At 40.3% G+C, this 12637-nt stretch carries 10 protein-coding genes, 1 tRNA gene and 1 riboswitch; of the genes, 8 read left to right on the top strand and 3 right to left on the bottom strand.

The features are described 5' to 3' along the window. Positions 1-433 precede the first annotated feature (433 nt). Together RYP29_RS06995 and RYP29_RS06990 are read right to left on the bottom strand one after the other, a co-directional pair. Entirely contained in the window at positions 434-886 is a 453-nt protein-coding gene (locus tag RYP29_RS06995) for a hypothetical protein (protein ID WP_311532746.1), read from the bottom strand. A gap of 17 nt (positions 887-903) precedes the next feature. Beyond that, positions 904-1182 carry a helix-turn-helix transcriptional regulator gene (locus RYP29_RS06990; RefSeq protein WP_311532745.1) on the bottom strand — a complete coding sequence of 93 codons (279 nt, stop codon included), beginning with the start codon at positions 1180-1182 and terminating at the stop codon, positions 904-906. 171 nt (positions 1183-1353) lie between these two features. Next, positions 1354-1525, top strand: a riboswitch (cobalamin riboswitch). 434 nt (positions 1526-1959) lie between these two features. On the opposite strand from RYP29_RS06990, the gene RYP29_RS06985 reads away from it, so the two are divergent. The 6 genes from RYP29_RS06985 (at position 1960) to RYP29_RS06960 (ending at position 9455) form a co-directional block, all read left to right on the top strand. Beyond that, positions 1960-2044, top strand: a tRNA-Leu gene (locus RYP29_RS06985). 152 nt (positions 2045-2196) lie between these two features. Further along, positions 2197-5487 (top strand): transcription-repair coupling factor, encoded by a 3291-nt coding sequence (gene mfd, locus RYP29_RS06980; protein WP_311532744.1) that lies wholly within the window; start codon positions 2197-2199, stop codon positions 5485-5487. Next, the gene (locus RYP29_RS06975; RefSeq protein ID WP_311532743.1) at positions 5484-7088 is read left to right on the top strand and encodes a polysaccharide biosynthesis protein; all 1605 of its coding nucleotides are present in this window, start codon (positions 5484-5486) and stop codon (positions 7086-7088) included. The genes mfd and RYP29_RS06975 overlap by 4 nt, the downstream gene beginning before the upstream one ends. Continuing rightward, positions 7072-7851 carry a nucleoside triphosphate pyrophosphohydrolase gene (mazG, locus tag RYP29_RS06970; protein ID WP_311532742.1) on the top strand — a complete coding sequence of 260 codons (780 nt, stop codon included), beginning with the start codon at positions 7072-7074 and terminating at the stop codon, positions 7849-7851. The genes RYP29_RS06975 and mazG overlap by 17 nt, the downstream gene beginning before the upstream one ends. A gap of 52 nt (positions 7852-7903) precedes the next feature. Beyond that, the gene (locus RYP29_RS06965; RefSeq protein WP_005381952.1) at positions 7904-8203 is read left to right on the top strand and encodes an HU family DNA-binding protein; all 300 of its coding nucleotides are present in this window, start codon (positions 7904-7906) and stop codon (positions 8201-8203) included. A 97-nt stretch (positions 8204-8300) separates the two neighbouring features. Continuing rightward, on the top strand, positions 8301-9455 hold the full coding sequence (locus RYP29_RS06960) for an MGDG synthase family glycosyltransferase (RefSeq protein WP_311532741.1): 1155 nt from the start codon (positions 8301-8303) through the stop codon (positions 9453-9455). Positions 9456-9549: 94 nt separating this feature from the next. On the opposite strand, the gene RYP29_RS06955 is transcribed toward RYP29_RS06960, so the two are convergent. Next, a complete protein-coding gene (locus tag RYP29_RS06955; protein ID WP_311532740.1) occupies positions 9550-9870 on the bottom strand; it encodes a hypothetical protein in 321 nt (106 codons plus the stop codon). Between the two features lie 139 nt (positions 9871-10009). On the opposite strand from RYP29_RS06955, the gene RYP29_RS06950 reads away from it, so the two are divergent. Together RYP29_RS06950 and RYP29_RS06945 are read left to right on the top strand one after the other, a co-directional pair. Next, positions 10010-11965: an ABC-F family ATP-binding cassette domain-containing protein gene (locus tag RYP29_RS06950; protein ID WP_311532739.1), complete on the top strand. Its 1956-nt coding sequence runs from the start codon at positions 10010-10012 to the stop codon at positions 11963-11965. A 131-nt stretch (positions 11966-12096) separates the two neighbouring features. Then, positions 12097-12637 (top strand): [Fe-Fe] hydrogenase large subunit C-terminal domain-containing protein (locus tag RYP29_RS06945; RefSeq protein WP_311532738.1); only part of this gene is annotated, 541 nt, incomplete at its 3' end.

Raw genomic sequence — 12637 nt, 5'->3', positions numbered from 1 at the left:
GATTGGTGCCAAAGAAGACTCGTAGGGTGAATACCCCAACATTTGACAGAGAGCCCTAACTTAAGTGCCTTTTTGGAATTAGAACAGGCCTGTACTAATTTATAGAACCCTATATAGATAGGCCCTCTAACAAATACTACAGGCCCTTACTAATTCGTAGGACCTCATATAAAAGGGCCACCTAATAAATAGAACAGGTCTGTACTAATTTGTAGGACTCTATATAGGAGGCCCGTCTAAGAAATAGAACAGGCCTGTACTAATTCGTAGGACCCCATATAGAAGGGCTACCTAACAAATACTACAGGCCTGTACTAATATTTAGATGGCTATATATTGCCCAGCAATTGTGTACAAAAAGAGGAGCTGCTTATAGTAACAGCTCCTTTTTTTGTCTATAAGACGCTATAGCCTTTTATGAATTTTAAGCGTCTTAGTTGGATACTTCTTTTAATTGTCCTGCAGCGATAGCCATGTTTTTAGAATAGATGGCTTGCATATAACCATAGGTATCTGGTTTCAATTCTTTTAGTTTAGGGTTTTTCTTAATGTTTCGACGTAGAAGTTGGCCTGTACGAGCATCAATTAGATTGATTTCGTCTTGGGTCCAATAGATAGTATCTGCATCTTGGTTGAAATAGTAATGGTTGATGTATTCTGTCATGTAATACATAGCACCTTGATGGCTATATATTTTGGCGATGATTTCATAGTTATTACCTTCGCCTGCACGGACGATGACGCGATTATCCGCGTAGTATTGTTGGCCGTTCATGCGATACATATAGGAATAGCCTCTAGCGTTCTCTAGATCGCCTATATTGACTGCATGAGCGCTACCCATTAAGGCAAGGAAGGTAAGCGTTAGAATAGCAAATTTTTTCATAGTATGGTGATTGCTCCTTATTTTGCATGAGGCTGATCTGACTCAGCGACAACGTTGACCACAACTTGTTGGTCGGATGGTATTTGACTCATGATAATCGGCATCGGTTGCTCCATGGCTTGTGCAATGCCTTTTATTTGTCTGATGGCAACTGGTACAGGTGTAGAAGTTCCGTCTTGAAAGTTTTGTTCTAGTGTATTGATTTCGTTAACAGTTAAACCTGCTTTTGTTGCAAATGTTTCTTGTGAAAGTTGATGTTCCTCGCGGAACGCTTTTATAATATCTCCGATATACATAATGACCTCCATAACGTAAATTACTCTATCATTATACATGAAAGCATGATGAGATAATAGATAGATTGAAATATAGTCTTTTGTTATTAGTGTATTATAAATATTTATTTATGAGAATGTAAAAAACGTTTGACGAAAGTAACATACGGTGATAATATAAACACATAGACAACATCATATTTGGGAATAGGTGCTGAAAAGCATAATAGAGAAGCTGGTTAAAGGCCAGCACGGTCCCGCCACTGTATGGTTGAGCGAGTCTAATTAAGTCACTGGGAAACTGGGAAGGCTAGATGAGCGTTGACACCGAGTCAGGAGAACTGCCTATTCAACATTCACCATTTGACCTACGAGTGATAGGGAGGAGAAGTTAGAGACTCCCTTTTTACGTACCCGTAAAAAGGATTTTTTTGTGTAAATGATGTTTTGTGGTACACAAATTGAAATCTCTGTATTGTTAGAGCAGTCATGGTGAATATACCGTTTGGTATTATCAGCATGGCTTTTGTTATGTCTGTTAATATATTTATTGGTAAATGTAGGGCATGCATTTATTCATCATCATCCTAAAAAGAGAGATGGTCCTAGCACCTAGGTTAGGTGTTTGGACCATCTCTTTTTTTGATCCTTCAAATTTTGATATTGATGGATATATAAGTATCTTGAAATTGTTATTACCTATGTATTTAATTATATAGGTATGATGAAGTCTTATAAAAATTACAAAAAATGATTGACGTCATATATAATAAGTGGTATTATAATTTCAGTCGGTACGCGGGAGTGGCGGAATTGGCAGACGCACCAGACTTAGGATCTGGCGCCTTACGGCGTGGGGGTTCAAGTCCCTTCTCCCGCACCAACTATATTTGCACCTGTGGGTGCTTTTTTTTTGCCTATTTTCATCTGTTCAACGGAACAGGTGTTTTTTTGCATATTCGTAAATATGCTATAATGAATTGTTAGTACTATTATTTTTAAGATATTATATAGATAATCATTATATGGTGCAGTATGGATACTTCAATTGATACACTGCTTTCACAGAACCCATCTATGACAGATGGGCTAAAGGCGTTTCGCCAAAAGGGAAAGTCAGTTATATATGGTTTAAGTGGATCGCAAAAGTCGTTCCTCTTAAGTCGTGCTGTTCCAGAGGAACAAGTACAATCTATTATTATCGTGGTGCACGATAAAGAACATAAAGAATTATGGGAACGGGATTTAGCGTTTTTCTGGCCTAATGTGCAGGTATTGCCATTTCCCATTACAGAACGTGTAGAATTTACCACCGTTGCTCGTAGTCTTGAAGGACAGGGTGCTCAAATGCGTGCTCTTAGCATGTTGGCGTGGAACCGTCCTGTCGTAGTCATCGCTACGGTAGAAGAGGCTACGCAATATATAGTGAGCCCTCAATATGTTATATCCCAAAGTGTACATCTTGAGGTTTCTCAATCTATAGAGCGGGATGAGCTGTTAGAAAAATTAGTTAAAATTGGATATGAACGCGTAGACCAGGTAGAACAACGTGGTCATTTTTCTGTGCGCGGAGATATTTTTGATATCTTCCCTGTGAATAGTGATGATCCAATACGTATGGAATTCTTTGGCGATGAAATCGATACGATGCGCCATTTCTCCGTAGATACACAACGGTCTATTGAAACGGTGGATTCCTATACGGTGACGCCATTCTTTTTAACCAGCGATGATGCAGACAGTACATTGCTATCTTATGCAAAGGATGGACTTATCATTTATGATGAACCGGTGCGCATTCAAGAAGCGTTGAAGAAATTCTTAAAGGAAGATGAAACGCATCGCAAGCAACATTGTGAATGGTCTGAATTGCAACGCTCTGTAGAGGCTAAGATAGAGGTGGCTTTCACATTCATGCAACAACGTTCCATCGGATTAGCTGGATTCTACCCAATTGGCATTCAAGGTAAAACGATGACGAGCTTTGAGCGTCAAATTCCTTTGTTGATGGATGAAATCAAGCAATGGCAAAAGCTAGGTAATCAAGTTGTGCTTGTCATTAATAATTTGCAGCGCCGGGAAGGCATAGAAAAGGCTTTGCATGGTGATGCTATTCCGTATAAGCTTTGTGAAAGCTGGGATTTTGAGCCTAATACGGTTCACGTTATGCAAGGCTTATTAACAGATGGCTTTGAATTACCGCATAGCCGCTTAGTCGTCGTTGTAGAAGGCAATATTTACGGTCAACAAAAACGTAAACTTCGCAATAAGCCTAAAAAAGGTCAAGAAATTAATTATTTTACAGATCTGTCGGTTGGCGATTACGTTGTTCACAGCATGCATGGTATCGGTAAATATGTGGGCTTAAAAACGATTGAAACAGAAGGTATCCATCGAGACTACATTGAAATTGCCTATGCCGGAACAGACAGGCTGTATTTGCCTGCTAGCAATTTAGATCAATTGCAAAAGTATATCGGCAATGAAGGCGATGTACCACGCATTCATAAGATGGGTGGTAGCGATTGGCGCAAAGCAGTTACAAAGGCACAGAAATCCATTGATGATTTGGCGGATAAGCTCGTTGAACTCTATGCGAAACGGGAAATTACAGAAGGCTTTGCATTCCTACCAGATCAACCTTGGCAACAAGAATTTGAAGATGCCTTTCCTTATGAGGAAACAGAGGACCAATTACAAGCTACGCGAGAAATTAAGGAGTCCATGGAACGACCAACACCAATGGATCGCTTGTTAGCAGGGGACGTTGGCTTTGGTAAAACAGAGGTTGCTATGCGTGCCATCTTTAAGGCCGTTGTAAGCGGTAAACAAGTGGCCGTACTGGTACCAACCACTGTATTAGCTCAGCAACATTACCAAACGTTTTTAAATCGATTTAATCCATTTGGCGTTAAGGTGGATGTACTCAATCGATTCCGTTCTACAGCGGAGAAGAAAGAGGTCCTAAAGGGTGTCGAAAATGGTTCTATCGATATCTTAATCGGCACGCATTCCTTGTTAAATAAAAAGGTAAAATTCAAAGATTTAGGATTCCTCGTCGTAGATGAAGAGCAACGCTTTGGCGTAGCACAAAAGGAAAAATGGAAAGAATGGGCTAATAATATCGACGTTCTTACCTTAAGTGCTACCCCTATTCCACGGACACTTCATATGTCTCTTGTCGGTGTTCGTGAAATGTCTGTTATTAGCACACCTCCTGAAGATCGTCTACCAGTACAAACCTACGTAGTAGAATACGATATGAATCTCATAGCTGATGCGATTAAACGAGAACTGGCGCGGGGCGGACAAGTCTATTTCGTATATAACCGTGTAGCATCGATTAATCATATGGGGGAACTATTAGAACAGGCGTTGCCAGATTTGCGCTATGCTGTTGCACATGGACAAATGACAGGCCGCCAAATCGAAGAGATTATGACCGATTTCTATGAAGGTCATTATGATGTATTGCTCAGTACAAGCATCATTGAAACCGGCCTTGATATACCAAATGCCAATACGATTATCATCTATGATGCAGATCGCTTAGGCTTATCGCAACTCTATCAAATGCGTGGCCGTGTAGGTCGGTCTAGACGACGTGCCTATGCATATTTCATGTATCGACCTGATAAGATGCTTTCAGAAGCGGCAGAAAAACGTTTGAAAGCCATCGAAGAATTCACAGAATTAGGGGCCGGATTTAAACTAGCTATGCGCGATTTGGAAATTCGTGGGGCCGGTAATCTATTAGGGTCACAACAACATGGTAATATCGCATCGGTCGGCTTTGGTATGTATGTATCCATGCTAGAGGAAGCCATTGCGAAAGCACAAAACAAAGAGGTCATCAAAGAGGTAGTACTAGATCCTGCCATTGACCTTGAAATCGATGCGTTCATAGATGACGCGTACATTAAAGATAGTGCGCGCAAGATTTCTGTGTATCAACGAATGTTACAAGTTAAGAATAAAGCACAGCTTGATGATTTAACGGATGAACTGATCGACCGTTTTGGCACACCAACAGATCCGGTAGACCGTTTATTGCGGATAGCTCAAATTAAGGAACAAGCTCGTTTACTTGGTATTAAGAGTATTGTTCGTCGCGATAGTCAGCTCATCATCCATTGGCAAGATGATTCAAAAATGGCCGATTGGGATATGGGTGCTGTTCGCGAAGATTTATGGAAAAAAATGAAGTTCATGGACACAAAACCTGCGTCATTATATATCAGTTTGAATGGATTAAAGGGGTCTATTTTAACGATTACAGAAGCGGTGATGAAGGAGTTGTCAAAAAAATCTAAGGGGGGCCTATGAACCGATTTTTAAAGGGTGCCATGATTTTAACCATAGCTGGTGTTATCGTTAAAGTTATTGGTGCTTTCAGTAAGGTACTCGTCGCTCGTATTCTTGGAGGCGAGGGGATAGGTCTCTATATGATGGCCTATCCGATATACCAGATTATCGTTAGTATTTCGGCTGCCGGGATTCCTGTGGCAATCTCTATTATGATTGCGGAAAAACTGGCGAATCGAGATATGCGTGGGGTGCAACAAGTTTTTAATGTATCCTTACGGGTGCTTACGCTGGTGGGTATTGTATTTAGTGTGGGGCTTTATGCTAGTGCAGAATGGCTCATAAAATGGAACATTATAACGGATCCGAGGGCTTTAATACCGATTCAATTATTATCGCCGGCTATTATTGTGGTCACTATTTTGAGCTGCTTTAGAGGCTATTTCCAAGGCTTCCAATACATGGTTCCGACTGGGACGAGTCAGGTTTTTGAACAAATCTTTCGCGTAGGGTCCATGGTGGGGCTAGCGTACTATTTTATCGATTCCGGATTACACCTAGCCGCAGGTGGCGCTACCTTTGCTACGTTTCCAGGCGTATTAGCTGGTTTAATCGTACTCGTGTATTTTTATAGGTCGCAACGTAGTTTGCGTCACCAGATGTTAAGTGAGCAAAATGAAGAGGCTCCTATAGAACGCACCAGTGCTGTTATTAAACGCTTATTTGCGTTGGCCATTCCGGTTTCCATGGCCAATATTATGTTGCCTATGGTATCTTTGATCGATACTTTCATCGTTCCGAAACGATTGATGGACATTGGCTACTACTTACATGAGGCGACTACACAGTTTGGGTATTTGACAGGCATGGCCACATCGCTCATTGGATTGCCTATTATTTTAACGACTGCTCTTGCGGCGAGCCTTGTACCGGCTGTATCCGAAGCGCATGCAACGGGAAATAATGACCGTATTATTGAGCGTGCTAGCACGGCCATGAAGATTGCCAATTTATTTGCTATACCGGCTTGCATAGGCTTATGTGTATTAGCAACGCCTATTTCACAGCTTATTTATGCGACGCCTAATGCAGGGCCTGTCATTGCCGTGATTAGCCTTAGTATCATCTTTTTAGGATGGCAACAGATCACGGCTGGTATATTACAAGGCTTAGGGCGTACCATTATTCCGATGCTGTCTATTTTTATAGGGCTCATGGTGAAAGCTATCTTAGACTATCAATTAACAGGATCTATTGAACTCGGTATTAATGGTGCTGCATGGGCTACGAACTTAAACTTTGCTATTGCTGCATTAATTAATCTAGTATTCGTAAAGCGTTATGTAGGTAGCGTTATCCAATGTATGAACCTATTGAAAATCATCATTTCTGCCATGGCTATGGGTGGTGCTACACAAGTTAGCTTTATGTTCCTTGTCGATATGGTTGGTAATGGCGCTGCCGTAGCTATATCTATCCTTGTTGCACTAGTCGTATACATACTATCTCTTTGGATTACTAAGGCCATCGTAATGGATGACATGTATCATATGCCTGTTATCGGTAAACGATTGCGTAAACGCCAAGCAGAGGAGAATCGAATCTATGAAGACCAATATTGATATACAACCTCTTGTAGAGGTGGTAAAAAAATTACGCTCTCCTAATGGATGCCCTTGGGATAAAGTGCAAACTCATGAATCATTGCGCCGTTATTTTATTGAAGAAACCTACGAAGTAGTGGATGCTATTGATAATAAAGACATGGATAATCTGCGTGAAGAGCTAGGTGATGTATTATTACAAATCGTGTTTCATAGTAGCATTGCTGAAGAAAATGGGGCTTTTACATTACAAGATGTAATAAATGACGTAACTGAGAAGATGATTCATCGTCATCCTAATGTATTCCCAGAAGAAAATCCTGACAATAAGGGAAAAATATACACTTGGGATGAATTAAAAGCACAAGAAAAGGGAAATATACGAAAAGGTGTATTAGATGGAGTATCCAAGGGTTTACCTGCATTGGTGGCTGCTCAAAAGCTACAAGATAAGGCCGGAAAGGTAGGTTTTGACTGGGATGAGCTGGAGCCAATTTGGGCAAAAGTGAATGAAGAAATCGGTGAATTTAAGGAGGCTGTGGCCTTAAAAGATAGAGAAAATATGGAAAAAGAGGCGGGAGATGTGCTTTTTTCCTTGATTAATCTATTAAGATGGTATAAAATAAGCGGTGAAAATGCACTGAATCGCACAAACACAAAGTTCCGACAGCGTTTTTTACATGTAGAAGCTTGTGTTAACCAAAGCGATCGCTCATGGGAAGACTTTTCATTAGCTGAGCTGGATGCTTTTTGGGAGGAGGCTAAAGTGCAGGAAAAGTAACCTAGAGGTATGTTAGTAATCTCGGGTATTGTATTTTTAAGGAGGTTCTGTCATGAATAAAACAGAATTAATCGCAAGTGTTGCACAAAAAACTGAATTGACTAAAAAAGACGCTGAAAAAGCGGTAAAAGCTGTATTCGACACAGTTGCTGAAGAATTAGCTGCTGGTGGTAAAGTTCAAGTTATTGGCTTCGGTACTTTCGAAGTTCGTGAACGCGCTGCTCGTGAAGGCCGCAACCCACAAAACGGTAAAACTATCACTATCAAAGCTTCCAAATCTCCTGCATTCAAAGCTGGTAAAGGTTTGAAAGAACAAGTTAACGCAGCTCCTGCAAAAAAACGCAAAAAATAATCTGAATAAGATGTAAAAGAGACCCGATAGGGTCTCTTTTTTCGTCTATGTTATTTTTTCTTGTTTATGTGGTATAATCACAAGGAAAGGATAGATTATGACTACAGAACAATCACGGAAGGTCCTCATTGTATCTGCCTCTATTGGGACAGGTCATATGCAGGCCGCAAGGGCGATAGAAGAATATTGGAAATTAAAAGAACCACAGGCAGAGATTAGCCATGTGGATTTTCTTGATACGGAAACCTTGTCAGTAGAACATCTTATCAAGGGAACATATATTAAGATGATTGACGTATTTCCTATGTTATACGATATGATTTATCGCGTATCAAAGGGAGAGAAAAAAGGGACTATTTTACAAACTGTTTTGTCCTATATTCTAAAGAGCCGTATGTTGAAACTGATTCAACAAGAAAAGCCTGATGTGATTGTATTCACGCATCCATTCCCTTGTGGGGCCGCCTGTATTTTGAAACGACAAGGTCTTATTGATGTACCATTAGTGGCCATCCTAACGGACTTTAGTAGTCATCAATTCTGGATTTATCCGCAAGTAGATACGTATTTTGTTGCTACAGAGGACATGGTAGGAGAAATGACCGCCGTCGGTATTGAGCGGGATAAAATCCATGTGTCCGGTATTCCGGTGCGGAGATCATTCTTTAAGGATGCCATTGACCATTATGAGATGAAGGCACCTGTTAAGGTTCTCGTTATGGGCGGTGGATTAGGCTTAGGCTCATTAGAAATTGCACTCCAACACTTAGATGCGGTCAATGGTATCGATGAGATTACTGTCGTAGCAGGGCAGAATACATCGCTCTATGAATCTTTAGTAAATTTAAGTGTGCGGATGAAAACGAAAACCACCGTATACGGTTATACATCCAATATATCTGAATTAATGCACTCAGCGACCATGCTCGTCACAAAACCTGGTGCGTTGACCTGTATGGAGGCTGTTACCATTGGTCTACCTATGGTATTCTTTAATGCCATCCCTGGTCAAGAAGAGGCTAATGCGGAGTTATTAGAGGAGCGAGGTTGTGCGCGTTGGGCGAGAGATATACATAATCTAGAGGACGTAGTGGCTGCGTTATTAATTAATCCGCCACGGTTACAACAAATGTCTGAACAAGCGCGTGCTTGGCATGTCGATGGTGCTGCCAATATCGTAAACGAACTCATTCATATTCTCGATACAAAAACAGATGTACTTTCTACTAAGTGCGAGTTAGAAACATTATAAATAAAAAGGTCATCCCAAAAACTAATTTACTTACCATATATATGGATTAGGTAACCATTAGCTTAGGGATGACCTTTTTTATTCGCGTGTAGAATTATTGATAGTTTTCAATGTTTTCCGTACGAATCTGTTGTAATGCATTTAAGAAATCTTCTGTTGAAGTATGTTCTTCCAGTAGTGCTTGCAATTGATGAGAATCATTAAGGCTTACACTCCATTGGAATGAATCGGTATCGTCATATACATTGAATACGATTGGCGTATCAAGTGTATCTGGCATATGACCATCGTCGTCGGATACAGTTGCATAGGTTCCATCGTCTAATAGTTCAACAAAAAGTGTGTCATAACCATCAAAGTCGATAATTTCAAAATCTAGAGCATCATAAAAATCTAATACTGCATCTGTTGCCATGAGAACCTCCTAATAGTATGTACTTATCATGTCGTATTACTGTCTAGTTATCTATCTGTATTCTACTGATGCGGTGTATGACTGTCAATGAAAATCTGTAGTATAATAAATACCATAATGATAACAGAGGAGTACGGGAATGAACGTAATTAGTTTACAGAATATAGAGAAATCATATGGCACACGATTGTTATTCACCGATGTATCCATAACATTTACAAATCAAAAACGATTGGGACTTGTTGGGATTAATGGAACGGGTAAATCAACCTTTTTAAAGATTTTAACGGGCCAGATGGAGTGTGATAAGGGGACTATTGAACGCAATGGCAAGGCTACCATCCATTATTTAGCACAAACCCCAAGCTTTGATGAAGGGAATACCTTGTTAGAAGCTATTTTAGATGGTGATCATCCGCGATTACAAATGGTAAAACGATTTGATAAGGCCAGTCGTGATTACCACTACATACAAGAGCAGGGCGTATCTGATGAACGTATTGAGCGCCATTATATGCAGTGCTTAGAAGAAATGGATACCAAAGATGGTTGGCAAGTAGAGCAAGAGGCGCGTATCATTTTGAGTAAATTGGGCTTTCACGATGTCAATATGTCCGTTAGCCTATTATCGGGTGGTCAAAAACGTCGATTAGCATTAGGGCAAGCCTTGCTATATCCATGCGATTTACTATTATTGGATGAACCGACAAACCATTTAGATGAGGATAGCATTGAATGGCTAGAAACGTATTTAAGCAATCGGCAAGGGGGCTTGTTGATTAGTACTCATGATAGATACTTCTTAGATTCTGTATGTAATGGTATTTTGGAATTATCCAATCGCCATATGTATGAATACGAAGGCAATTATGAAAAATTTATTGAGCTGAAAGCAGATCGTGAGGCTCGTCAGGCGGCTACGGAGGAAAAACGGCGTCAATTTTTAAAGCGAGAAATCGAATGGGTACGCCGCGGTGCGCAAGCTCGCAGTACAAAACAAAAGGCCCGTTTACAACGGTATGAAACGCTTAAAAATATGGAGAAAACTAGACGTCCTGATCAAATGGATCCGATTGCCTTAAAGACTCGATTGGGCAAGACTATTTTTGATATTGAACATTTATCCTTTGATTTTGATGGACGTCCTATGGTTGATAATTTTACCTATCATGTGGTGCGTCATGACCGGATTGGTATCGTAGGTCCCAATGGGGTTGGTAAATCAACATTTATGAAAATCCTCGATGGCACCTATGAGCCTGTAACGGGAACTATTGGCAAAGGTGAGACTGTCCGGATTGCACACTTCAAACAGGAATTGCCTGAATTTGACGAAAACATGCGTGTCCTTGATTATATAAAAGAAGATCATTCTTATATGTCGCTCGGTGATGGCACAACGTTAAGTGCAGGTCAAATTTTGGAGCGTTTTTTATTCACCCCAGAATTACATGGTGTGCCTATTCGCAAATTATCCGGTGGAGAACGTCGTAGATTGTACCTCTTAAAATTGCTTATGAGTGCGCCGAATGTACTTCTCTTGGATGAACCGACTAATGATTTGGATATCCCCACACTTGAGGTGCTAGAGGATTTTCTCGATTCTTTCAGTGGTGTCATCATAACCGTGTGCCATGATCGGTATTTCCTAGACCGCGTGGTAGATAAATTATTTGTATTTACAGGCAATGGTCACATCGATATCGTACATGGCTCCTATTCTGATTATAAGGCTGAGCTGGGTGAAAGTAATAATTCACCATTCTATGTGCCTGAACAACAGAGCTCTAGTGTGAATAGCACAGAACCATCCGCTGATTCTACGGAGACAATTGGTACATCCTCTAGTACTGAATCTAGTCATACAGAAAGTCCGGTAAAGAAAGGCCTTAATAAGGCTGAAGAGGCAGAATATGCAGCGATTATGGAGGAATTGCCAAAACTAGAACATCTTGTTAAAGGGTTGGATGTCATGATTAGCCAAGCAGGTACGGATTATGAAAAAATGCAAATCCTCATGGCTGAACGTGAAGAGACACAATCTCAAATCGATACATTGACTGAACGATGGATGGAATTAGAAGAACGTCTATAAATCTTTATTTTATGCGATTCTTTAATACCTGATATGCATAGGAATTACTTTCAGAATCATTGATAAAAATCACATTTTGTAGTATAATTTCATCGATTAACGATAACAACGTTACCTAAGTAGGAGGAAACATGAGTAAGTACCAATTTTTAGATCGTCGTGTGCCTATTGAAGAAGGCAATATTGCCATTGTGCAAGATTTATCTAAATGTAAAAACTGTTCTTTATGCCGTAAAGCATGCGCTGTTGATATGGGCGTATTCGACTATTACGATTTGACAACCAATGGAGATCATCCAATTTGTATCCATTGCGGTCAATGTGCATCTATTTGTCCATTCGATTCCATTAACGAACGTTCTGAAATCGATGAAGTTAAGGCTGCTATTGCAGATCCTAACAAAATCGTTGTATTCCAAACTGCACCAGCTGTGCGCGTTGGTTTAGGCGAAGAATTCGGCATGGAAGCGGGTACTTTCGTAGAAGGTAAAATGGTTGCAGCCCTTCGTAAACTTGGCGGTGACTATGTACTCGATACAAACTTTGGTGCTGATATGACTATTATGGAAGAAGCATCCGAGTTAGTTGAACGTGTTCTTAATGGCAGTGGTGAATTACCTCAATTCACATCTTGCTGTCCTGCTTGGGTAAAATTTGCTGAAACATTCTACC

The sequence above is a fragment of the uncultured Veillonella sp. genome (assembly GCF_963534045.1).
Lineage (GTDB): Bacteria > Bacillota > Negativicutes > Veillonellales > Veillonellaceae > Veillonella.
Note: the sequence above shows the minus strand (reverse complement) of the source record. Positions and strands in the feature narration are given on the sequence as shown.